This window comes from Kitasatospora sp. NPDC056800 (genome assembly GCF_042789775.1).
Classification (GTDB): domain Bacteria; phylum Actinomycetota; class Actinomycetes; order Streptomycetales; family Streptomycetaceae; genus Kitasatospora.
The window spans coordinates 1-20,820 of the sequence record NZ_JBHUAL010000130.1 but is presented as its reverse complement, the minus strand read 5'-3'; the positions used below and the strand labels follow the sequence as shown (position 1 = coordinate 20,820).

The following is a 20,820-nucleotide window of genomic DNA, read 5'->3' as shown; positions in this document are numbered from 1 at the left end:
CCCCGGAGCCCCAGGTGACCGCACCGCTCGTCCTGTTCCGGGCGCGCCTTTCGAGACGGATCGAAATGTCTCGAAAGAACTCGGAAGTAAAAGGTGGAGATAGGAATCGAACCCATCTGAACGGCCCTGCAAGCCGCCGCCTAGCCACTCGGCCACTCCACCCCGACAACGATGGAAACATTACACGCACATGAACACGGACCCTGACCAGAATTCCCCGGGAACGGCGATGTTTCACCCCATGGGGCTCTTAGTGCGTCTAGTGTTATTTCTTTCGACATGGCGCCGGTAGGGTCCGACGAGCCAGCGCGTAAAAGACCGGGTGCGCTAGCCTGTGCCGATATCTCCGACCCGATGGGATTTCACTGATGGCCGTTGAGGAATCACGGTTCACCCATACCGCGGAGCCGCTCTGCGGAACCGCCGCGAACCGGTGCCAGTACAAGAACCTGCCCCTGCGCGACCTTCCCCCACTCGGCGTCGTGCGCCGCGCCAGGATCGCCCGCGAGGGCCTGCGCGAGCGCCGCGCCGACGTTCCGGCGCCCGGCCGGCCCTCCCGGTTCGCCGAGGGGGACTGGGTCCGGGTGAAGGACGAGGCCGCGGTGCGCGCCACCCTCGACGCCAAGGACCGCCACCGCGGCCTGTGGTTCACCGGCAGCCAGTGGTCGTTCTGCGGCGGCGTCTACCAGGTCGAGCGCATCGTGCGCCGCATGATCGACGACCACTACCGGGTGCGGCGCCTGTCGGGCACCGTCGCGCTGGCCGGCGCCACCTGCCACGGCGCCGACGGCGCCCAGGGCTGCGGGCTGGACTGCGCCCTGCTGTTCCGCGACGAATGGCTGGAGCCCGCGCCCGCGCCGGTCCCCGCCCCCCGTCCCGTCGCCCTGTGGGCGACCGTGCGCGGCCTCGCGGAGATCCGCGCGACCCTCGACCCCGACGGGCGCCTGCACGGCGTCCCCTTCCAGCCGGGGATGGAGCAGCACACCGGCACCCGTCACAGCGCCCTCGAACTGCGCCACCGGTCCCTCGCCTGGTGGCAACACCCCACCGGGGGGCGCTGGTTCATCCTCGACGGCCTGCGCTGCGGTGGCGAGCCGCTCGCCACCGGCTGCGACCGGCGGTGCGCCCTGCTCTGGCACGAGTCCTGGCTGCACCTGGAGCCGGCCGCCACCGCCCCCTGAGCGACCGTCAGCGCAGCCAGCGGTCGCGCACCAGCTTCGCGGTCAGGTGCAGCGGCCCGTCCCGGTCGCCGACGTAACATCGGGGAAGCGCGAACTCCCCGCCGTGGACACCGGGGCTGACCGCGCACCCGTACCCGTACCCGGTGTGCGCCACCGCCTCCACGGCGGCGTCGTCGAGCGAACCGTACGGGTAGCAGAACCCCTCGACCGACCGGCCCGTGAGGTCCTCCAGCACGTGGCGGCTGTCGGCGACCTGGGCCGCCAGATCCCGCGCCCCCAGGCCCGCCAGCCGCCGGTGCGTCAGCCCGTGCGAGCCGATCTCCACCCCCTCGGCGGCGGCCTCGCGGACCTGGGCCGCCGTCATCAGCGGCTTGCGCGGGCCCTGCTCGTCCCAGTCGTTGTACCCGCCGAGCCGGCCGGCCACCACGTAGACCGTCGCCGTGAAGTCGTACTCCGCAAGTGCGGGCAGGGCCTCCTCCACGAAGTCGCGGTATCCGTCGTCGAAGCTGAGCCCCACCTTTCCCGCGGCGGTTCCGTTCCGGTGGGAACGCATCAGCTCGCCCACCGACACCCCGCGCAGTCCGCGCGCGGACAGCCAGCGCAGCTGGCGGCGGAATCGCGCGGGGTCGACGGTGATCAGATAGGGATCCTCGGTCGCCGACGTCACCGAGTGGTACATCAACGTCCACGGGAGACGCGCCGCATCCAGGGCGAGTGCGCTTTCCGAACTATTGCGTGGTCGAACGAGTCGCATGTTCCGCTCCTGCCGTCCAGTGGCCCCGTCCGTTCAGGTGGCCCTCGGAGAAATTGCATTCTGGCAGCGTCGGGCCCGGCTTCCATTCGCGCCAGGCGACTCCGTACCATTTCACCCGGTTGCCGGAGCGGAATTCGGCGGGGCCCGCCCGGGCCGGGCCGGGGCGGCGGACGGTCAGCGGTGGTTGACGATGACGTAGATGCCCCAGCCGATCGCCGCGAGCACCAGCGCGAAAATGAGTCCGGCCAGGGTGGAGCCGACCGGGCCGGCGGTGGGCCGGACGGCCGCCGCCTCGTCGGCCGGGCCGGACGGGCCGGACGGGTTGAGCAGGCGCAGGCCGAGGGCGAACAGCGCGGGCAGGCCGGCACCGGTGACCAGGCCCACCACGACGATCTTCCAGACCGCGTCCAGGTTGACCCAGGAGTTCACGACCTCACCTCGTCCTTGACGGGCTCCGGGGCCACCGAACCGGTCCAGGCGGCGTTGACGTTCTCCGGCGTCACGGCCGGGTAGCGGGAGGCGGCGAAGAAGGCGACCGACGCCAGCACCAGCACGGTGAAGATCACCGCCACCCCGGTCGTCCCGCCGATCCCGTTCGCGGTCCAGTAGGCGACCGCGCCGACCCCCGCCGCGGCCGGCAGGGTGAGCAGCCAGGCCGCCACCATCCGGCGGGCGAGCTGCCAGCGCACCACGGCACCGCTCCGCCCGATCCCCGAGCCCAGGATCGACCCGGTGGCCACGTGGGTGGTGGAGAGCGAGTAGCCGAAGTCGGTGGAGCAGAGGATCACCGCGGCCGAGGCCGACTCGGCGGCCATCCCCTGCGGCGGCTCGATCTCCACCAGCCCCTTGCCCAGCGCGCGGATCACCCGCCAGCCGCCGATGTAGGTGCCCAGGGCGATCGCGAGCGCGCAGGAGACGATCACCCAGTCGGGTGCCTTCGCCCCGGCCTGCAGGGTGCCGTTGGCGATCAGGGCCAGGGTGATGGCGCCCATGGTCTTCTGCGCGTCGTTGGTGCCGTGGGCGAGCGAGACCATGGAGGCCGAGCCGATCTGGCCGAGCCGGAACCCGCGTCCGCGCGGGCCCTCGGGCACGTCCCGGGTGAGGCGGTAGACCAGGAGGGTGCCGACCACCGCCACCCCGCCGGCGATGAACGGCGACAGCGCCGCGGGCACGATCACCTTGGAGACCAGCCCCTGCCACTTGACGGCCGAGGTCCCGGCCGCCGCCACCGTCGCCCCGACCACCCCGCCGATCAGCGCGTGCGAGGAGCTGGAGGGGATCCCGAGGAACCAGGTGGCCAGGTTCCACAGGATGCTGCCGGTCAGGCCGGCGCACACCACCGTCAGGGTCACCTCCCCGCTGGCGACCAGGCCGTTGGCGATGGTCGCCGCCACGGCGGTCGACAGGAACGCGCCGACCAGGTTGAGCACCGCCGAGACGGCGACCGCGACCCGCGGCGGGAGGGCGCCGGTCACGATCGAGGTCGCCATCGCGTTGCCGGTGTCGTGGAAGCCGTTGGTGAAGTCGAAGCCCAGCGCCGTGACGACCATCAGCGCCAGGACCGCGTCGTTGCCGGTCACGGACCCGAACCTAGCCCGCGTACCGGGACACGCCCGGTTCGGCGACGACCCGGCGCGCCGCGCGGCGACGGGCCGCCATCCGGTCGGATCAACATACGGTCACGCCCCCTCGTCTGCCGGACGGACGGCTCCAGGAGCCCGATCGCGTCGACGGCCTCCCCACAATCCACTCCCCCGGCGGCAGCCCGTACGGATTCCCGACCTCCGAACGGCGGGCCGTCAGCCCGTGGCCGCCACCCGCCCGATCGGGTCGCATTCACCGGCAGCGCGGGACACCGACGGGTCGGGTACGGAAGGCTCAGGGCCTTCGAGCCCCAGGCACGCAGCACGGACACGGCCGGCCGGGGCGGCCCGAGACCGGATTGGTGGCATGACCGTTCAGGACATCCCGGACCCCCCGAGCACCGGGACCGCCCGGCGCGGCGAGTTCGCCGAACTGTACCGGCGCGTGGCGCAGGCCGGTCTGCTGCGTCGGCGCCCGCTGTACTACGCGTGCCGGAGCGCGGCACTGCTGGCCGCGCTGGCGGGGCTGCTGGCCGGGTTCACCGCGCTCGGCGCGAGCTGGTGGCAGCTCGGCCTGGCGCCGCTCTTCGCCCTCGTGCTGGGCCAGTTGGCGCTGCTCGGCCACGACGTCGCGCACCGCGCGGTGTTCGCCGACCGCCGGACGACCGACCTGGTGGGCATCGTGCTGGGGAACCTGGTGGTCGGCATGAGCTACGGCTGGTGGGTCGACGACCACAACCGGCACCACGCCCACCCGAACCGCGAGGGCCAGGACCCGGCCGCCGACTCCCTCCTCTTCGCCCGGACCGCCCAACAGGCCGATCGGACACGGGGGTTACGGCGGTTCGCGGCACGGCACCAGGCGGCACTGTTCTTCCCGCTGCTGTCCCTCCAGGCACTCGGCCTGCTCGTCGCCACCGGCCTGACCCTCACCCGCGGCACCGTCAGGTACCCGGCGCTGGAACGCACCCTCGCCGTACTGCACTACGCCGTCGCGGCGGCCCTGACCGTCCTCGTGCTCTCCCCGCTCCAGGCGCTCGCCTTCACCGCGCTGTTCGGGGCACTGTTCGGCGTCTACCTGGGCTGCATCTTCGCCCCCAACCACAAGGGCATGCCGATGACCGGCCCCGGCGCCGAGCGCACCGACTACCTCCGGCGGCAGGTGCTGCCCTCCCGCAACCTGCGGGCCGGCCGATTCGTCCACTTCCTCTTCGGCGGCCTCGGCCTCCAGATCGAGCACCACCTCTTCCCGGCCATGCCGGTGGCGGCGCTGCGCCCGGCCTCGCGCATCGTGCGCGCCTACTGCGCGGAGATCGGCGTGCCGTACGCCGAGGCGGGTCTGACCGCCTGTTTCCGGGAGATCCTGCGGGACCTGCGCGTGGTCGGCCGGTCCGTCCCGGCCCGCCCGGAGGCCGCGGCCGCGACGAAGCGCACGGCACCTGCGGAGGCCGCCCGGTGAGCGGGGTCCTGCCCGGGCCGGCGGCGCCCGCCGCGGCCGGTCCGGCCCCCGGCGGCGAGCGGCTTCGGGTGGTGATCGTCGCCGAGTCCTTCGCCCCGCAGGTCAACGGCGTGGCCCACAGCGTGCTCCGGACCGCCGAGCACCTCCTGGCCCGGGGGCACGTCCCGCTGGTGGTGGCCCCGGCGGCCCAGCGCCGCACCAGCGGGAGCGCCAGCGGGAGCGGAAGCGGGAGCGAGCCGTACGAGTCGGCGTACGGCTACCGGGTGGTCCGCGTCCCGTCCGTCCCGCTGCCCGGCTACCCGGAGGTGCGGATCGCCCTCCCCGGGCGCCGGGTGGCCGACGCCGTCGAGCAGCACCGCCCCCATGTGGTGCACCTGGCGGGCCCGTTCGCCCTCGGGGCGGCCGGAGCGGCGGCGGCCGGGCGCGCGGGCGTCCCCGTCGTCGCCGTCTACCAGACCGACCTCGCCGCGTACGCCCGGACCTACCTGCCCTTCGCCGGAGCCGCCGGGGCCCGGCTGGCCTGGCACCGGCTGCGGCTCATTCACACGGCGGCCGCGCGGACCCTGGCGCCGTCCCGGGCCTCGCTCGACGCCCTGACCGCCCACGGGGTCCCCCGGGTCCACCTGTGGCCGCGCGGCGTCGACTGCGTGCGCTTCCACCCCGGCCACCGGGACGAGGCCCTGCGCCGGCGCCTCGGCCGGCCCGGCGAGGTGCTGGTCGGCTACGTCGGGCGGCTGGCGCCGGAGAAGCAGGTCGAGCGGCTGGCCGAGCTGTCCCGGCTCCCGGGCGTACGGCTGGTGGTGGTCGGCGACGGCCCCAGCCGCGCCCGACTGGCCGCCGCGCTGCCGGACGCGCTCTTCCTGGGCCGCCGCACCGGGCACGAACTCGCCCGGATCTACGCCTCGTTCGACGTCTTCGCGCACACCGGACCGTTCGAGACCTTCGGCCAGACCCTCCAGGAGGCGATGGCCAGCGGCCTGCCCGTCATCGCCCCCGCCGTCGGCGGACCGCTCGACCTGGTCCAGCCCGGACGCACCGGTTTCCTCGTCCCGCCCGGCACGGGCACCGGCTTCCGGGAGGCGGTGGAACGGCTCGCCCGGGACCCGGAACTCCGCCGGGCGTTCGGCCGGGCGGGCCGGGCCGCGGTCGTGGAACGCAGCTGGGAGGCGGTCGGCGACCGGCTCGTCGACCACTACCGGCTCGCGCTGGCGGAGTCCTCCGCCGCGGGGCGCGGGTGAGACCGAGGAACGGACCCGTCATGCACCAGCCGCTCGCCACCGCGTACGTACCCGGCGCCCACCCGGACGCCGACACCGCCGTGTTCCTGCACGGGCTCGGCGGCTGGACCCACAACTGGGCCGCCCTGATCGAGCGCCTCCGGTCGTCGGTCCACTGCCTGGCCCTCGACCTCCCGGGCTTCGGCCGCTCCGCTCCCCCGCCCGACGGCCTCGTCACCGTCGGGCGCCAGGCCGCGGCCGTCGCCCGCCACCTCGTCCGCACCGGGCACCGCCGCGTCCACCTGGTCGGCAACTCGCTCGGCGGCCTGACCGCCCTCCACCTCGCCGCCCACCGCCCGGAGCTGGTCGCCACCCTGACCCTCGTCTCCCCGGTCCTGCCCGCCCTCCCGCCGCCGCAAGCCCTGCGGATCTCCCTGCTGGGCCTGCCGGGCGCCGCCCGCCTGTACGCCCGACTGCTGTCCACCCGGGGCCCCGACCGGCAGCTCGACGACCTCTACCGCCTGATCTACGCCGACCCGTCCCGCGTCAACGCCGAACAGCGGGCGACCGAAGTGCGCGAACGCCTGCGCCGCGCCGAACTCCCCTACAACCAGAAGATGTTGGTGGAGGGCGTGCGCGCCGTCGCCCGGGCCCACCTCCGACTGCCGGGCGAGCCCTCGCCCTGGCACCAGGCCCGCCGGGTCACCGCCCCCACCCTGCTCGTCTTCGGCCGCGAGGACCGCCTCGTCCCCTTCCGTACGGCGGCCCGGTCCTACACGGCCTTCCGGGACGCCCGGCTCCTCACCCTGCCCGGCGTCGGCCACGTCGCCATGCAGGAACACCCCGACGCCGTCGCCGCGGCCTTCCGCGCCCTGCTCCCGGAGGCCCGCCGCACGCCCGGCGGGTGAGCCGCGCCATTGGTCTACTCCAATCTGTCCTGAATACGTCGTCACAGCAGGCGCCGGTCTGCCGTTCACTGTTCCTCCCGGGCAGCCGGGCTCGCTGCCGCACGACCCGTCGACCTGGGAGGTGCGAATGCGAAGGGCCTTGCCCTATCCGAACGTTGGGGTTTCCGCCGGACCCGGAGCCGGACGTCTTCCGGCCGAATGTCCGCTCCCCCGCGACGCAAGCTGATCTGAGGGGTAGTCAAAAGGTCACCCCCACAGTGAACTTGGAGACCTCATGGCCATTCGCGCGTCCTGCCGCCCCCTGGTCCTCACCCTGCTCCTGTCCCTCGCCGCGGCCGGATGCGGCGGCTCCGGCTCGGGCAGCGGTTCCGGGGCCGGCGGAAAGCTGACGGTGTGGCTGGCCGTGGACGCCCAGGAGAACTGGCCACAACTGGTCCAGTCCACCAACGACCGCTTCGCCAAGGCCCACCCCGGGGTCCGGGTCGACGTCCAGTACCAGCAGTGGACGACGAAGAACCAGAAGCTGGACGCCGTCCTCGCCGGGAAGAACGTGCCCGACGTGGTGGAGATGGGCAACAGCGAGACCACCAACTACATCGTCAACGGCGCCTTCGCCACCCTCGACCCGGCCCGCTTCGACCAGTCGGACGCCTGGCTGCCGGCGCTCGCCGACGCCTGCCGCGACAACGGCAAGGCCTACTGCGTGCCCTACTACGTCGGGGCCCGGGTCGGTGTCTACCGCACCGACTACTTCACCCAGGCCGGTGTGCCGGGCGCCCCGAAGACGTACCCCGAACTGCTCTCCGCGTTCGACCGGCTGAAGAGCACCTTCGGCGCCCAGGACCCGAACTTCTCCGCCCTCTACATGCCCGGCCGCTACTGGTACGCGGCCATGGCCTTCCTGAAGGACGCGGGCGGCGAGATCGCGGTGAAGGACGGCAACCGCTGGAAGGCCTCGCTGTCCTCGCCCAACTCCGTCGCCGGGCTCACCGAGTGGAAGCGGCTGATCGACGCCTACTACGTCGGCGACCGCGCCAAGGACAACGGCGACCAGCCGGCCGTCGTCGGCCAGGGCCGCGTGGGCGTCTTCTACGGCAACACCTGGGAGGCCGGCGCCGCCGCCGACGAACGCTCCGGCGGGGACCCGAAGCTGAAGGACAAGTTCGCCACCTTCCCCTTCCCCGGCCCGTCCGGCAAACTCCTGCCGCCCTTCCTCGGCGGCTCCACCCTGGCCGTGCCCGCCAAGTCGACGCGCAAGGACCTGGCCGCCGACTGGATCAGGCTGTTCACCGACCGGGAGTCCCAGAAGACGCTGATCGCCGCGAACACCCTGCCCAACAACACCACCCAGCTGACCGAGGTCGCCGCCGGCGGCATCAACGGCCCCGCCGCCCAGGCCGCGGCGACCGGGGGCTGGATGACCCCGTTCGCACCCGGCTGGACGTCGGTGGAGAAGTCCAACGTCCTGCCCGAGATGCTGGAGCGGATCGCCAACGGCAAGGCGTCGGTGCAGGACGCCGCGCGGGAGGCGGACCGGCGGATCGACGAAGTGATCAATGAGCGCTGACCGGGTCCGGCGGCGGCGTCCGCTGCTGCCGTACCTGCTGATCGGCCCGACCGTCCTCGCGCTCGTCCTGGTGCTCGGCTACCCGCTCGTGGACATGGTCGTCCTCTCCTTCCAGGACATGACGCGTGAGCAGCTGTTCGGCGGCACCTCGCCGCCGTGGGCCGGGCTGGACCAGTTCCGCAGGATCCTCGGGGACGGGTTCTTCTGGACGGTGGTCGCCCGCACGGTGCTCTTCACCGCGGTGTGCGTCGCCCTCACCGTGCTCTGCGGGCTGTTCACCGCCCGGCTGATGCACCGGGTCTCCCCGTGGGTGCGCGCCGTCATCGCCGGGGTGCTGGTCACCGTGTGGGCGATGCCCGTCATGGTCGCCTCGTCGGTCTTCCGCTGGCTCTTCGACGCCGACTACGGCGTGGTGAACTGGCTGCTCTCGAACCTGCCCGGGGTCGACCTGGCCCGCCACAACTGGTTCACCAACCCCTGGCAGGGGTTCACCGTCATCGTCGCCGTCGTGGTGTGGGGCTCGCTGCCGTTCGCCGCGATCACCCTGCGGGCCGCGCTGGCCCAGGTCCCGCCCGAGCTGGAGGAGTCCGCGGTCCTCGACGGGGCCCGGCCCCTCCAGGTCTTCCGGCACGTCACCCTGCCGGTGATCAGACCGGTCCTCGTCATGGTGACCACGCTGTCGGCCATCTGGGACTTCGGCGTCTTCAACCAGATCTGGCTCATGCGCGGCGGCCAGCCCGAGCGGGAGTACTACCTGCTGGGCGTCTACTCCTTCATCGAGTCCTTCGCCGTGAACCGGTACAGCACCGGGGCCGCGATCGCGCTCGTGACCGTCGTCCTGCTGCTCGCCGGATCGGTCGTCCACCTGCGTCAGATGCTCAGGACGGGAGAGATCGAATGAGGCGACGGCGGTCGCTGGGCCACGACCTGCTCGGACTGCTCGTCGCCGCGGTGATCGGCTTCCCCGTCTACTGGATGGTGCTCACCGCGTTCCGGCCGGCCACCGAGATCCTGAGCCTGCCACCGAAGTTCTGGCCGGGCCGCCCCACGCTCGACAACTTCGCCCGGGCGCTGGGCACCGAGACCTTCTGGGCCAACGTCCGCTCCAGCGTCGTCATCGGCATCGGCACCGTCCTGGTGTCACTGGTCGTCGGCGCGCTCGCCGCCTTCGCCCTCGCCCGCTTCCGCTTCGCGGGCCGCAAGGCCTTCGTCGTGGTGATCCTCATCGTCCAGATGGTCCCGCTGACGGCCCTGATCATCCCGGTCTACCTGCTGCTGAACGACGTCGGGATGACCGACAGCCTCACCGGCGTGGTCCTCACCTACCTGGTGTTCACACTGCCGTTCACGGTCTGGATGCTGCGCGGCTTCATCGCCGGGGTCCCCGTGGAACTCGAGGAGGCGGCCATGGTCGACGGCTGCGGCCGGCTCGGCGCCTTCCGCCGGGTGGTGCTCCCGCTGCTCGCACCCGGCATCGTCGCCACCTCCGTCTTCGCCCTCGTCCAGGCCTGGAACGAGTACGTCCTCGTCTACATCCTGCTGTCGACTCCGGAGAAGCAGACCGTCAGCATCTGGCTGGTCTCCTTCCAGACCAGCTTCGGGACCGACTACGGCGGTCTCATGGCCGGTGCCGCCCTGACCGCCCTGCCCGTCGTGGTCTTCTTCCTCCTCGTCCAGCGCAGGATCGCCTCCGGCCTCGCCGTCGGCGCGGTCAAGGGCTGAGCCCCGCCGCACCGGAAGCCGACCGCCGGGCGGCGCCGACGACCTACCCGGGGCGGCCTGTCCCGGGACGGGCCCGCAGCCCGGTTCGCGGTGCCGGGATCTGGAGTACCGCGTGCCGGGAGCCCGGCCCGGGCAGCAGCGTGCAGGTCGAGCGGCACGGGACGAAGAGCGCCTGGCCGCCCCGGAGCCGGACCGCCAGCGGCACCCGGTGCGCGTCGGTCGGGGCGGTCGGGGCCGTGGAGCCGGTCGGACCGGCGTTCGTACCGGTCGGGGCGGTCGAGGCGTCGACCAGGATCTCGGTGACGGAGGACAGCTGGAGTACCAGGAGTTCCGACTCGGCCTGTCGCGTCTGGACCGCGTGCGGGTCCGCGGGGTCCTGCGGGAGGGCCCGGACGGTGACGCCCAGCAGTGCGCTCAGCCCGGCGGCGAGGGCTGCCGTGTCCTCCGCCGTGGACGGGTCGCCGGTGACGGGGGGCTCGTAGTCCGTCCAGAGGACGGCCGGCCCTCCACCGGTCCGGGCCGAGAGGAACGCGGCCAGTTCCAGGAGGTAACCGCCCTCGTCGGCCGGTTCGTTCTCCTGATCGTCCGGCCCCCACTGCACCGTCGTCCTCCGTTCCGGAGCCTCGCGTCGGGAGGCTTCCCTTCGCCGGGCTCCATCATGGGTTCCCGCGGTGGCGCCGGGACAGTCACGCGAACCCGGTCCCGGAGTCGCGTGACCCTGCCACCCGCGTGCCCTGTCCTCCCCGGCCGCCCCGGGTGCCGCTACTCGCCCAGCAACCCGGTACGGGCGGCGGCCACACCGGCCTGGAACCGGCTCTCGGCATCCAACTGGCCCATGATGTCGGCGATGTGACGCCGCGCGGTGCGCAGCGACATCCCGAGGCGGCGGGCGATCGTCTCGTCCTTGAGCCCGGCGGCGAGCAGCCGCAGGATGGTCCGGTCGATCTCCTGGGAGACCTGCTCCAGGCCGTCCGCGGTGGCGGCGGAGAACGGCCTGGCACACGACCAGGACTGCTCGAAGATCTCGCACAGGTAGGCGACCAGCGACTCCTGGCGGATCGCCACCGCACCCCAGGAGCCGTCGCTCGCGGGGATGAAGGCGAGTTCGCGGTCGAAGACGATGATGCGGCCGAACAGCTCGTGGACGGTGCGGTACTCGCCGCCGAGCGGTGAGGCCGCTTCCACGTACGCCTGGCTGGGGCCGTTGAAGCGTGCGGTGTGGTGGTAGAGCGTGCGCATCCGCACCCCGCGGGCGAGCAGCGCGCGGTCACGGCCGAGCGCTTCCTCCATGGCTTCCGGCACGCGGCTTCCGCCACCGGGCTGGCTGGCCAGCACCTCGCTCCGGCAGCTGTCCGAGGCCCGGTCGAGCGCCGCCCGTACCTCCTGGAGGCTGCTGATGACCTCGACCCCCTCACCGGCGCCGGCCACCCGTCCGCCCCGCTGGTAGTGGGGGAAGAAGCCGACGAGCTGGGCCTGCCCCCTGGCCAGCTCCTCCTGCTCGCGGCGGATCCGGGCCTCGACAGGGGCGGCGAGCCGGGCCATCGCGGCCTCCGGTGCGACGGCGTAGCCCGCCGTCGGGTCCTGCGGATCCGGGTACACCAGGCGCAGGGCGCTCAGCCGGCGTACCGAGGCGGCGGCCCGGTCCGGGTCCAGCCCCAAGTCGGCGGCGATGGCGGCGGGTTCGAGCCGGTGGTGTTCCAGTACCCAGGAGTAGACCGCCACGTCGACCTGATCGGGCTCCGTTCCGCCCGTCAGATCGTCCGGTTCGCCGGAAACATCCATGTACATCCCCCAGTCACTTTGCTGCCACCCAGCTTGGTGAGGTGGTCGACCCGTAGGCGCGTGATCATCTCGGCGACATGCTAGATCACAGGCCGGGACCCGCTCGGCGATCAGTTGAGGTCCCTCCAGGAGGACTCCATGAAGCGTTTCATCACCGCCGCCGTACTGCTCACGGCACTTCTCGGGATCAGCGCCCCCGCCGCGCTCGCCGTTCCGCAGGACCACGCGACGGCGGCCCGCAACGTTCACGCGGACGACACCTCGTGGGGCGGCGCGTGCACGACCCCCGGCTGCCAGCCCATCTACTGAGCGGTCGCCATGACCACCGCTCCCGTTCGACGTTCCCTCAGCCAGGAGAGTGCCCCGATGTCCCGACCCGCCACCGCCGCCCCCGCCCTGAGCCGCCGGGAGGTGGAGGTGCTGGAGCTGCTGGCCCGGGGAGCCACCTACGACACCATCGCGCGCCGCCTCCAGCTCAGCCCGCACACCGTCGACACCTACCTCCGACGGATCCGCAGCAAGACCGGCGCCACCACCCGCATGCAGCTGGCCCTGTTCGCCTTCACCCACGGCCACGGCCTCCCCGCCTCGTGACGCGCCCCCGGGGCATGGGCCCGGCGTCGGGCCGGACACGGGCCCGCCCCCGCCGGCGGGTCCCGGCAGGGGCGGAGTCAGGGGCGGAGTCAGGCGAGGGACGGTCAGGGCTTGATCGTCCAGCGCTGGTTCCAGTCGTTGGTGCAGGTCCAGACGCCGAGCACCTTGTTGTCCTCGTCGTAGGTGAGACAGTCGTCGGTGCTGACGCGGATCTGGTACTCGCCGTCGCCGAACGCGAAGACCTCCCACTTCTGGGCGGCGGAGCCGGTCCAGGGGCGCGCCTCGGCCAGGTAGCTCTTGGTGTTCTCGGTGAGGGCGAGGCCGGTGACGGCGTTGGTGATCTTGTAGAGCCCACTGGCGTCCTGACTGAAGACCCAGCCGGTGGACTTGCCGGCGGTGCTGGTGGCGGCGGTGACCGGGGTGCCGCTCGCGGAGCCGTTGGCAGCGGGGGCCCGGCCGTTCTTGACGCTCGGGTGCAGCGTGCCGGTCAGCTGGGCGGCGCCCGAGTCGGCGACACCGAACCCCATCCGGATGTGGCCGCCGGGGATGTTGGTCCCGGTGTCGCCGGTCTCGTGCGCGGGGATGCCGGGGGTCCCCGGGCTGCTGATGGGGATCGCGGGGACGGTGATGATCTGGCCGCCGATCGGCACCTGGGGCGTCGAGGGGGTTCCGGGCGGCGGGGTGGAGCCGCTGGAGGAACCCGGCACCACCCGGGCCGGGAAGTGGATGAGCCGGCCCCCGCGGCCGCTGGTGTCCGAGTCATGGCCGATGAAGGCCCAGTTCATGAAGCCGCCGTCACCGTAGTTGACGAAGGTCGATTCGCCCGCGAAGACCCAGACCTTGAAGTCGTCGTAGCCCTGCGGCCCGCCCTCCTTGTCGTGGTGCTCCAGCTTGACGTCGTCCTCGAACATCACCCCCCGCATGTTCGCCGAGTAGTCGTTCTTGAACCACTTGGTGTCGAAGGCGTCCGTCCCGTCGTACTTGAAGACGAGGACGTTGTAGCCGGGCGCGGCACTGCTCAGTTTCGAGACCAGGGCCTGGGTGAACTGGGCGTTCTCCATCTTCGCCTGGTTGGCCGCACCGAGGACGAACTTGACGGTGTCGGCGACGGCGCCGATCAGGGCGCTGGTGCAGTTGCCGCCCCCGACGCCGTCCTTGCCGGCGCAGTCGGCCGCGGCGGCCGGGGTCGGGGCCGCGACCAGCGCCGTACCGGCCCCGGCGAGGAGGCTGGCGGCCAGGGCGGTGGCGGTGGCGGACTTCTTCAGGCGGGCGCTAACGGCGCTCATGATGGGCTGCTTTCGGGCGGGTTCGGAGGAAGCGTCAGGCGGACCGGCACAACGCGGTACGGGTGCGGGCGGCCAGGGGGGCGTCACCGCCACCACCTGTCCGGTCCGCCTTCCTGCCGGCGTTCCGTTCGGTGAGGTAGATCCTGCCGAGCCGCGATGGTCACGGAAAGTCACGAAGACCCGGTGCCGGAACGGCGGTACCTGGGTCACGTGACACGCGCCGCGGCCGGGACTCCGCACCGCCGGGCCGCCCTCCGCCGGCCCCTCTTCTCCCGTGCTACCGCACCGAGTTGAGCCGGCCCTTCCCCCACGGGTGCCCGGTGACCAGGCCGGACCCGGGCGCCCGTCAGCTCGCGGCGTCGCCCTCGGCTGCCGCCCGGGCGAGGGAGTCCGCCACCGTCGCGCAGGCCAGCCGGGCCACGGAGCGCAGCTCGGCGTCCGGGGTGCTGGCCCGGCTCAGGACGGCCAGCGACTGGTTGACGGCGACGACGAAGGTGGCGAGCTCGTCGAGCGTCCGGGCGTCGGCCGGGGAGTCCGCCAGGGCGGCGCGGACCCGTCGGTGCTGCAGGTCGAGGAGGCCGCGCACCCGCGCGCCGCTCTCCTCCGTCAGCGTCGGCGACTGCGCGGCGGACTGGGCGACGAGGCACCCGGCGGGCACCGACGGGTCGGCGATGCGCTCCAGGACGACGTCGAAGAACGCCTCGACGGCGCGCACCGGGTCACCGGGGTGAGCGGCGAACGCCTGCTCGTACCGGGCGCCGTAGAGCGCCGCGTAGCGGTCGAGGCACTGGTGGAACAGGGCGTCCTTGCTGCCGAAGGTGCCGTAGAGGGAGCCCCGGCCGAGGCCGGTGGCGGAGCCGAGGGCGTCCAGTGAGGCGTCCGCGTACCCGCGCTGCCAGAACACCCGCATGGCCCGGTCGAGGGCCTCCCCGACGTCGAACTGCTTCCGGCCGGACACCGCACAACCCTCCCGTTTCACCCGTCTGCCATGAGCCTACCCGCGTCTTGGACCGATCGGTCAAACAATCTTTGACCGATCAGTCCAAGATGGCTACCGTGACGGCCAGTGGCCAGATCAGCCGACACCGCGAAAGGAAAGTTCATGAGCCAGTCACCCACGCCCGAAGGCCCCGGCTCCGTCGCCGGGGCGCCGAACCTCCCGGCCGGATTCGCGCAGACCTTCACCAGCCGGTACGTCGACACCGGGCACCTGCGCCTGCACGCCGTCACCGGCGGCGAGGGCCCGCCGCTGCTGCTGCTCGCCGGCTGGCCGCAGACCTGGTACGCCTGGCGCCTCCTGATGCCCGCGCTGGCACGGGACTTCCAGGTCGTCGCCGTCGATCCGCGCGGCGTCGGACTGTCCGACAAGCCCCTGGACGGGTACGACACCGGCACGCTCGCCCGCGACCTGGTGGCGCTCATGGACGCGCTCGGGCACCACCGGTTCGCCATGGTCGGACACGACGTCGGCATGTGGACCGGCTACGCCCTGGCCGCGGACCACCCCGACCGGCTCGAACGCCTGGCCGTCGCCGAGGCCGCGATCCCCGGCCTCTCCGCCACGCCGCCGCTCTTCGGCAGCCAGGAGGCCAACGACCGGCTCTGGCACTTCGCCTTCAACCGCCTCGCCGGCGTCAACGAGCAGCTGGTCGCCGGGCGGGAACACCTCTACTTCGGCCACCAGTTCGCCACGAAATCCGCGAAGCCCCTGCCCGACCACGCCGTCCGGCACTACGTCGACAGCCTCGCCGCCGATCCGCAGGCCCTGCGCTGCAGCTTCGAGTTCTACCGGGCACTGGACACCACCATCGCCCAGAACCGGCAGCGCGCGGCCCGACGGCTCTCCCTCCCCGTCCTGGCGATCGGCGGAGCGGCGAACCTCGGCGCCTCGGTCGGCGCGACGATGCGGCTGGCCGCCGACGACGTGGAGACCCTGGTCCTCCCCGAGTGCGGCCACTACCCCGCAGAGGAGTCCCCGGAGGCGATGCTCTCCGCCCTGACGGCGTTCCTGGCGCCGTACCGCACCGGGCGGACCGTCTCGGACTGAGGCCGCCCACACCCACCCGCCCCGCGCGTCGCGGGAGACAAATGTTGAGCATTCAACTATGCTGCTGACAGCGGCGCCGGCCACCAGCGGTCGTCCGCCGAGGCGACCCGCCGCACCCGAGGAGGAACCGTGGAGCAGACCGTCACCGACAACACCGAGAAGTCCCGCTTCGAGATCCACGACGGCGGCGAACTCGCCGGCTTCGCCGAGTACCACCGCTCCGGCGACGAGATCGCCTTCATCCACACCGAGATCGACCCCCACTTCGAGGGCCGAGGCCTCGCCGGCCGACTGGCCCGCGCCGCCCTGGACACGGCCCGCGACCAGCACCTCGCCGTCCTCCCCTACTGCCCCTTCATCCGCGGCTGGATCACCAAGCACCCCGAGTACGCCGACCTGGTCCCCGCCACCCACCGGGCCCGCTTCGGCCTCTGAGCAGCCGCGTACCGCGCCGTCCGGGCCGCCGCGGGAGGGCCCGGACGGCTTCGGTCAAGATCCCGAACCCTTGTTCCACCGTTCGGTAAAGACACTGGATCACCGGACGCGTGCCGCCCTACGGTGGCGGCATGAGTGATCACTCCGAAGCACCCGTCGCACCCGTCCAGGCCTTTGAACCCCCGTACTACGTCGCCGTCTTCACCACGCTCCGGACGCAGGACCAGAGCGACTACAGCGAGACCAACGCCCGCATGGAAGAGCTGGTGAACGACATCCCCGGGTACCTGGGGATGGACCACGCGCAGACGCCCGGCGGACTGGGCATCACCGTCGGGTACTTCCGCGACGCCGACGCCCTCACGGAGTGGCGGACCAACGCCGAGCACCGCGCCGCGCAGAAGCGCGGGCGGGCCGACTGGTACGAGAGCTACACACTGCACGTGGCGAAGGTGGAGCGCAGCCACGGGTTCGTGCGGGCGTAGCTCCCGGGTGAGAGCAGAGCGGGGCGGGCGCCGCAGTGAGCAGCGCCCGCCCCGGGCGGCCTGAGCAGGGAACCCGCCGGCCGGCCATCAGGCGTCGGATCTCAGGCCTCGACCTCAGGCGCGGCAGGTCCCGGTGGACCAGTCGACGGTCGCGGCGGCCTGCGAGTACTTCCACTCGGGGCCGAGCAGGTCGCGGTCGAGCTGTGCGGCCGCGTTGCGGTTCTCGACGATGTAGCCGAAGTCCTGCAGCCAGGCCGGGTACAGGTTCTTCGAGCCGATGTAGAAGGCCGAGTCGTCGACCGCGACCAGCTTGTGGTGCAGCGCGTACGGGTGCCCGTCGGCCCACGTGGCGGTGGGGGCCGCACGGAAGGAGGCGAGCTGGAGGTTGCCGCAGAAGGCCGCGTCGGCCTTGCCCCGGTCGCCGGTGAGCGCGGTGAGCCGGGCCTTCAGGACGTCGCTGATCTCGGCGAGGGACTTCATCTGCGAGTAGCCCCCGCTGCCCACGGTGCCCCGGTTGGCCGGGTCGCTGACCACGATCCGCACCTTGACCCCGGCGGCCAGCTTGGCGGCCAGCGTGTCGTAGAGCCGGGAGTCGTAGTGCGAGATCGGCGGGCAGGTGCCGTTCAGGTCCTGCTGGGAGATCTCGATGTGCCGCTGGGCGCTGCCGACCAGGGCGCGCAGGGCGTTCTCCTCGGGGTTGACGGTCTCGTAGTCGCGGTCGGCGTTGGTGTTGTCGTGCAGGGTCAGCGGGCCGCACTTGGCGTCCGCCGCCCCGGGGACGGGACCGGGCCGGTACCCGGAGGAGGGGTCCGCGTCCTTGATCCCGACGCCGAGGCCGCCGACGGCTATCACCGGGACGTTCCCGGCGGCGGGGGCGGACGGGTTGAGATCGCGTTCGATCGACGGGCGGCAGGCGCCGCCGTCCGAGGAGGCGAACCACGCGTTGTCGAGGAGGCCGGTCCGACCGCAGGTCCACTCCCAGAGGGTGTCCAGGTAGCGGCCGGCGGAGGTCGCGGCGGGGCCGGTGAGCGCGAGGTCGACGTCCGAGACGGGGTGCGAGGTGTCGAGGTAGTCCTTGCTCCAGCCGTTGATGCCGCCGGTGAGGACGGTGCGTCCGTCGACCACCAGGAGCTTGGAGTGGTTCCAGGAGAAGGCGGTGCGCGAGGAGGTCATCGAGGCGATGTTGAGGCTGACCGACGAGGCGGCCGGTCCGAGCTTCGCGACCAGGTCGTCCCGGTACCGCGACGGCAGCACGTTGGCGTTGTACAGCGGCGCCGCGCCGACCAGGATGCGCACCACCGGGCGGTGCCCGGCGGCGACCGAGGCCTTGAGCCCGGCGACCAGGGCGTCCTCGAACCCGCCGTCGGGGAACGGCGCGAGGCTGGAGACGTCGACGGTCCGGGTGGCGGCGGAGACGTCGGCGGTCATCTTCGCGAGCAGCGCGCGGGTGCCGGGCCGGTCGGCGCAGGTGGCGTCGCCCCAGCAACCGGGCGTCTGGAACAGCCAGTTCGCGGGGCCGCCGGCCTGGTCGGCGCCGGCCAGGGCGTTGCCGTCGGTGCGCTGCCAGACGGTGCCCTCCAGGCCGGGCGACACCTGGCGCAGCACCTGCTCGACGGCGTCGATGTGGGTGGTGTCCGCGCCCTGTGCGGGGGCGGGGGCGGCGTGGGACGGCGCGGCCGACAGGACGGTGATCAGGGTGCTGGCCGCGACGGCGGCGAGGGCGCCGCGCAGGGCGCGGCGGGGTCGGCGGGAGCCGGGTCGGTACACGTGAGGATCCTTCAGAACGTGGCAGGCGTCGTGCTGTTCGCCTACGAGACACCCAGAGACTACCTGCTGGTAACACCCCGTCAAACTTGCGCATGACAAAAGCGCGCGGGGGCTCGACCGGCCCCGGCGAACCCGGCCCCTGGCTGCCCGTCCGGTCAGCGGGTGACGGCGACGCCCCGCTTCCCGCTCGCCGCGACCGTGGCCGCGGCCGCTGCCCCCGGCACCCCGCGCCAGGCGCGGGCGGCCAGCAGGCCGGAGGCCAGGGCGACGGCGCCGAGCGCGGCGGAGGCCGCGGTGAGGCCCAGGGTGGCGCCGAGCCAGCCGGCCAGGGGGTAGGTGAGCAGCCAGCAGCCGTGCGAGAGGGAGAACTGGGCGGAGAAGATGGCGGGCAGGTCCTCGGCGGCCACCGAGTCGCGCAGGACGCGGCCGGTGGGGGTGAGGATCAGCGAGCCGGCCGCGCCGAGGACGGCCCAGACGGCGAGCAGGACGGGCCAGCGCCAGGCGCCCGGCCCGGCGGCGGTGAGCACGGCGAGCAGGGCGAAGAGCCCGACGATGCCGAAGGCCGCCGGGAGCATGACGATCCGGTCCGGCACCCGGTCCAGCACCCGGGGCAGCAGCAGCGCCACGGCCATCGACCCGACCCCGTAGGCGCCGAGCGCGATCGGGACGTCGGTGGCGGGGCGGCCGAGCTGACCGCGGACGTAGACGACGGTGTTGACGATCACCATGGCGCTGGCGGCGGCCGCCGCGAGGTCCAGGGCGAGCATCGCGCGCAGCCGGGGCACGGCGAGGAACAGCCGGGTGCCGCGGACGGACCTGGCGAGGACGCCGTCGCCAGCCCCCTCCTGCACCGACCGAAGCGGCTCCGGCCGCAGCGGCTTGGGCAGCACGGCCGAGAGCACCAGGGCCGCGGAGGCGAGGAACCCGGCGGCGGTTCCCCAGAACAGCCAGTTGTAGCTGATCAGCGCGAGCAGGGCGCCCGCCAGTACCGGGCTGACCAGGCTCTCGGTGTCGTAGGCGAGCCGGGACAGCGACAGGGCGCGGGTGTACTCGCGCTCCTCGGGCAGCACCTCGGGGATCACCGACTGGAAGGCCGGGGTGAAGGCCGCCGAGGCGGACTGCAGGACGAAGATCAGGACGTAGACCTGCCACACCTCGGTGACGAAGGGCAGGGTGAGGGCGACGGCGGCCCGGGTGAGGTCGGAGGCGGCCATCAGCCGCCGGCGCGGGATGCGGTGGGCCAGCGCGGTGACCACCGGGGCGATGCCGACGTACGCGAGCATCTTGATCGCCAGCGCGGTGCCGAGCACGGATCCGGCGCCCGCCCCGGCGAGGTCGTAGGCGAGGAGGCCGAGCGCGACGGTGGCGAGGCCGGTGCCCACCAGGGCGACGATCTGGGCGGCGAACAGGTGCAGATAGGTGCGGTTGCGCAGCACGGAGAGCATGAGGACCCCGCTCGGACTGGACGCGGTAGGACGACACGTCCAGGATAGGTCAACATGTGCACGCATGTGCACATGTTGACCGGAAAAGCGGCCGGGAAGGCGGCGCCGGGAAAGCGGCCCGCACCCCGGAGGGCACGGGCCGGTACGGATCGCTCAGTCGTGCGGCGGAAGCTCGCCGATCTGGTGGTCGGCGACGCTCAGCGCCTCGTCGACCAGCCGGCGCAGATGGCCGTGGCGCAACGCGTACACGACGCGCCGGCCGTCCTTGCGGGTGGTGACCAGGCCCGCCAGCCGGAGCTTGCCGAGGTGCTGGCTGACCGACGTCCGGGGGGCTCCGGCTGCCTCCGTGAGCGTGGTCACGTCGGCCTCGCCGGCGCTCAGCCGCTGGAGCAGCGCGAGCCGGGTGCGGTCCGCGAGCAGCGCCAGGATGCCGGCCGCGGCCTCCAGCCGCTCGTCGTCCCGTCGCTCCTGCGCATGGTGCGCACCTGACACCTGAAGGCTCCCGCTCATGGCGCCATCGTAGGGCCCTGGGCCGTCCGGGGCGCCGTCCGGGCGGGCCCGTGCCCGCCGAAGCGCGGAGGCTTCGGC

The 20,820-nt window shown here is 72.9% G+C and carries 22 protein-coding genes and 1 tRNA gene; 12 read left to right on the top strand and 11 right to left on the bottom strand.

Translation table 11 applies throughout. From position 1 onward, the window contains the following. Positions 1 to 91: 91 nt before the first annotated feature. Positions 92 to 162, bottom strand: a tRNA-Cys gene (locus ACFRQN_RS25765). A gap of 206 nt (positions 163 to 368) precedes the next feature. Between ACFRQN_RS25765 and ACFRQN_RS25760 the strand changes: the two genes are divergently transcribed. After that, entirely contained in the window at positions 369 to 1,181 is an 813-nt protein-coding gene (locus tag ACFRQN_RS25760) for a hypothetical protein (RefSeq protein WP_380742434.1), read from the top strand. A 7-nt stretch (positions 1,182 to 1,188) separates the two neighbouring features. Here ACFRQN_RS25760 and ACFRQN_RS25755 read toward each other — a convergent pair whose 3' ends face one another. The 3 genes from ACFRQN_RS25755 to ACFRQN_RS25745 all read right to left on the bottom strand — a co-directional run bounded on the left by ACFRQN_RS25755 (position 1,189) and on the right by ACFRQN_RS25745 (position 3,515). Beyond that, complete coding sequence (locus tag ACFRQN_RS25755; protein WP_198959395.1) at positions 1,189 to 1,848, bottom strand: polysaccharide deacetylase family protein; 660 nt, start codon at positions 1,846 to 1,848, stop codon at positions 1,189 to 1,191. A 261-nt stretch (positions 1,849 to 2,109) separates the two neighbouring features. Beyond that, on the bottom strand, positions 2,110 to 2,364 hold the full coding sequence (locus tag ACFRQN_RS25750; RefSeq protein ID WP_380742432.1) for a hypothetical protein: 255 nt from the start codon (positions 2,362 to 2,364) through the stop codon (positions 2,110 to 2,112). Continuing rightward, entirely contained in the window at positions 2,361 to 3,515 is a 1,155-nt protein-coding gene (locus ACFRQN_RS25745) for an anion permease (protein WP_380742430.1), read from the bottom strand. Before ACFRQN_RS25745 ends, ACFRQN_RS25750 begins: the two co-directional genes overlap by 4 nt. Before the next feature lie 370 nt (positions 3,516 to 3,885). On the opposite strand from ACFRQN_RS25745, the gene ACFRQN_RS25740 reads away from it, so the two are divergent. The 6 genes from ACFRQN_RS25740 to ACFRQN_RS25715 all read left to right on the top strand — a co-directional run bounded on the left by ACFRQN_RS25740 (position 3,886) and on the right by ACFRQN_RS25715 (position 10,391). Continuing rightward, positions 3,886 to 4,977, top strand: coding sequence for a fatty acid desaturase family protein (locus ACFRQN_RS25740; protein WP_380742428.1), 1,092 nt, complete (start codon positions 3,886 to 3,888; stop codon positions 4,975 to 4,977). 71 nt (positions 4,978 to 5,048) lie between these two features. Continuing rightward, entirely contained in the window at positions 5,049 to 6,215 is a 1,167-nt protein-coding gene (locus tag ACFRQN_RS25735) for a glycosyltransferase family 4 protein (protein ID WP_380742444.1), read from the top strand. A gap of 20 nt (positions 6,216 to 6,235) precedes the next feature. Further along, on the top strand, positions 6,236 to 7,102 hold the full coding sequence (locus ACFRQN_RS25730; RefSeq protein WP_380742426.1) for an alpha/beta fold hydrolase: 867 nt from the start codon (positions 6,236 to 6,238) through the stop codon (positions 7,100 to 7,102). A gap of 274 nt (positions 7,103 to 7,376) precedes the next feature. After that, positions 7,377 to 8,669, top strand: a complete 1,293-nt coding sequence (locus ACFRQN_RS25725) for an extracellular solute-binding protein (protein WP_380742424.1) — start codon at positions 7,377 to 7,379, stop codon at positions 8,667 to 8,669. After that, complete coding sequence (locus tag ACFRQN_RS25720) at positions 8,659 to 9,570, top strand: carbohydrate ABC transporter permease (RefSeq protein WP_049653367.1); 912 nt, start codon at positions 8,659 to 8,661, stop codon at positions 9,568 to 9,570. The genes ACFRQN_RS25725 and ACFRQN_RS25720 overlap by 11 nt, the downstream gene beginning before the upstream one ends. Continuing rightward, positions 9,567 to 10,391 (top strand): carbohydrate ABC transporter permease, encoded by an 825-nt coding sequence (locus ACFRQN_RS25715; protein ID WP_380742421.1) that lies wholly within the window; start codon positions 9,567 to 9,569, stop codon positions 10,389 to 10,391. The genes ACFRQN_RS25720 and ACFRQN_RS25715 overlap by 4 nt, the downstream gene beginning before the upstream one ends. 43 nt (positions 10,392 to 10,434) lie before the next feature. On the opposite strand, the gene ACFRQN_RS25710 is transcribed toward ACFRQN_RS25715, so the two are convergent. Beyond that, the gene (locus ACFRQN_RS25710) at positions 10,435 to 10,992 is read right to left on the bottom strand and encodes a hypothetical protein (RefSeq protein ID WP_380742419.1); all 558 of its coding nucleotides are present in this window, start codon (positions 10,990 to 10,992) and stop codon (positions 10,435 to 10,437) included. A 161-nt stretch (positions 10,993 to 11,153) separates the two neighbouring features. Continuing rightward, positions 11,154 to 12,179, bottom strand: coding sequence for a LuxR C-terminal-related transcriptional regulator (locus tag ACFRQN_RS25705; RefSeq protein ID WP_380742417.1), 1,026 nt, complete (start codon positions 12,177 to 12,179; stop codon positions 11,154 to 11,156). Positions 12,180 to 12,311: 132 nt separating this feature from the next. Here ACFRQN_RS25705 and ACFRQN_RS25700 point away from each other — a divergent pair, with 132 nt between their 5' ends. Together ACFRQN_RS25700 and ACFRQN_RS25695 are read left to right on the top strand one after the other, a co-directional pair. Next, positions 12,312 to 12,482 carry a hypothetical protein gene (locus ACFRQN_RS25700; RefSeq protein WP_159028496.1) on the top strand — a complete coding sequence of 57 codons (171 nt, stop codon included), beginning with the start codon at positions 12,312 to 12,314 and terminating at the stop codon, positions 12,480 to 12,482. 57 nt (positions 12,483 to 12,539) lie between these two features. Then, positions 12,540 to 12,767, top strand: a complete 228-nt coding sequence (locus ACFRQN_RS25695) for a response regulator transcription factor (protein ID WP_049653364.1) — start codon at positions 12,540 to 12,542, stop codon at positions 12,765 to 12,767. Between the two features lie 104 nt (positions 12,768 to 12,871). Here the strand turns inward: ACFRQN_RS25695 and ACFRQN_RS25690 are convergent, their stop codons facing one another. Together ACFRQN_RS25690 and ACFRQN_RS25685 are read right to left on the bottom strand one after the other, a co-directional pair. After that, positions 12,872 to 14,053 carry an RICIN domain-containing protein gene (locus ACFRQN_RS25690; RefSeq protein WP_380742414.1) on the bottom strand — a complete coding sequence of 394 codons (1,182 nt, stop codon included), beginning with the start codon at positions 14,051 to 14,053 and terminating at the stop codon, positions 12,872 to 12,874. A gap of 346 nt (positions 14,054 to 14,399) precedes the next feature. Continuing rightward, positions 14,400 to 15,011, bottom strand: coding sequence for a TetR/AcrR family transcriptional regulator (locus tag ACFRQN_RS25685; RefSeq protein ID WP_380742412.1), 612 nt, complete (start codon positions 15,009 to 15,011; stop codon positions 14,400 to 14,402). A gap of 144 nt (positions 15,012 to 15,155) precedes the next feature. Between ACFRQN_RS25685 and ACFRQN_RS25680 the strand changes: the two genes are divergently transcribed. From ACFRQN_RS25680 to ACFRQN_RS25670, 3 genes are all read left to right on the top strand, one after another. After that, positions 15,156 to 16,100, top strand: coding sequence for an alpha/beta fold hydrolase (locus ACFRQN_RS25680; protein WP_380742410.1), 945 nt, complete (start codon positions 15,156 to 15,158; stop codon positions 16,098 to 16,100). Positions 16,101 to 16,229: 129 nt separating this feature from the next. Next, a complete protein-coding gene (locus tag ACFRQN_RS25675; RefSeq protein ID WP_380742408.1) occupies positions 16,230 to 16,535 on the top strand; it encodes a GNAT family N-acetyltransferase in 306 nt (101 codons plus the stop codon). A 131-nt stretch (positions 16,536 to 16,666) separates the two neighbouring features. Then, positions 16,667 to 17,020, top strand: coding sequence for an antibiotic biosynthesis monooxygenase family protein (locus tag ACFRQN_RS25670; protein ID WP_380742406.1), 354 nt, complete (start codon positions 16,667 to 16,669; stop codon positions 17,018 to 17,020). A 114-nt stretch (positions 17,021 to 17,134) separates the two neighbouring features. Here ACFRQN_RS25670 and ACFRQN_RS25665 read toward each other — a convergent pair whose 3' ends face one another. The 3 genes from ACFRQN_RS25665 to ACFRQN_RS25655 all read right to left on the bottom strand — a co-directional run bounded on the left by ACFRQN_RS25665 (position 17,135) and on the right by ACFRQN_RS25655 (position 20,742). Continuing rightward, positions 17,135 to 18,787, bottom strand: coding sequence for a phospholipase D-like domain-containing protein (locus ACFRQN_RS25665; RefSeq protein ID WP_380742404.1), 1,653 nt, complete (start codon positions 18,785 to 18,787; stop codon positions 17,135 to 17,137). A 155-nt stretch (positions 18,788 to 18,942) separates the two neighbouring features. Then, on the bottom strand, positions 18,943 to 20,232 hold the full coding sequence (locus tag ACFRQN_RS25660) for an MFS transporter (RefSeq protein ID WP_380742402.1): 1,290 nt from the start codon (positions 20,230 to 20,232) through the stop codon (positions 18,943 to 18,945). A 153-nt stretch (positions 20,233 to 20,385) separates the two neighbouring features. Further along, positions 20,386 to 20,742 carry a metalloregulator ArsR/SmtB family transcription factor gene (locus ACFRQN_RS25655; RefSeq protein WP_049654374.1) on the bottom strand — a complete coding sequence of 119 codons (357 nt, stop codon included), beginning with the start codon at positions 20,740 to 20,742 and terminating at the stop codon, positions 20,386 to 20,388. Between the last annotated feature and the right edge of the window lie 78 nt (positions 20,743 to 20,820).

Excerpts from the sequence above, each read along its gene's own strand:
- ACFRQN_RS25760 (WP_380742434.1), top strand. The coding sequence starts at position 369 with ATGGCCGTTGAGGAATCACGGTTCACCCATACCGCGGAGCCGCTCTGC.
- ACFRQN_RS25740 (WP_380742428.1), top strand. The coding sequence starts at position 3,886 with ATGACCGTTCAGGACATCCCGGACCCCCCGAGCACCGGGACCGCCCGG.
- ACFRQN_RS25730 (WP_380742426.1), top strand. The coding sequence starts at position 6,236 with ATGCACCAGCCGCTCGCCACCGCGTACGTACCCGGCGCCCACCCGGAC.
- ACFRQN_RS25725 (WP_380742424.1), top strand. The coding sequence starts at position 7,377 with ATGGCCATTCGCGCGTCCTGCCGCCCCCTGGTCCTCACCCTGCTCCTG.
- ACFRQN_RS25720 (WP_049653367.1), top strand. The coding sequence starts at position 8,659 with ATGAGCGCTGACCGGGTCCGGCGGCGGCGTCCGCTGCTGCCGTACCTG.
- ACFRQN_RS25715 (WP_380742421.1), top strand. The coding sequence starts at position 9,567 with ATGAGGCGACGGCGGTCGCTGGGCCACGACCTGCTCGGACTGCTCGTC.
- ACFRQN_RS25705 (WP_380742417.1), bottom strand. The coding sequence starts at position 12,179 with ATGTACATGGATGTTTCCGGCGAACCGGACGATCTGACGGGCGGAACG.
- ACFRQN_RS25700 (WP_159028496.1), top strand. The coding sequence starts at position 12,312 with ATGAAGCGTTTCATCACCGCCGCCGTACTGCTCACGGCACTTCTCGGG.
- ACFRQN_RS25695 (WP_049653364.1), top strand. The coding sequence starts at position 12,540 with ATGTCCCGACCCGCCACCGCCGCCCCCGCCCTGAGCCGCCGGGAGGTG.
- ACFRQN_RS25690 (WP_380742414.1), bottom strand. The coding sequence starts at position 14,053 with ATGAGCGCCGTTAGCGCCCGCCTGAAGAAGTCCGCCACCGCCACCGCC.
- ACFRQN_RS25680 (WP_380742410.1), top strand. The coding sequence starts at position 15,156 with ATGAGCCAGTCACCCACGCCCGAAGGCCCCGGCTCCGTCGCCGGGGCG.
- ACFRQN_RS25670 (WP_380742406.1), top strand. The coding sequence starts at position 16,667 with ATGAGTGATCACTCCGAAGCACCCGTCGCACCCGTCCAGGCCTTTGAA.
- ACFRQN_RS25660 (WP_380742402.1), bottom strand. The coding sequence starts at position 20,232 with ATGCTCTCCGTGCTGCGCAACCGCACCTATCTGCACCTGTTCGCCGCC.
- ACFRQN_RS25655 (WP_049654374.1), bottom strand. The coding sequence starts at position 20,742 with ATGAGCGGGAGCCTTCAGGTGTCAGGTGCGCACCATGCGCAGGAGCGA.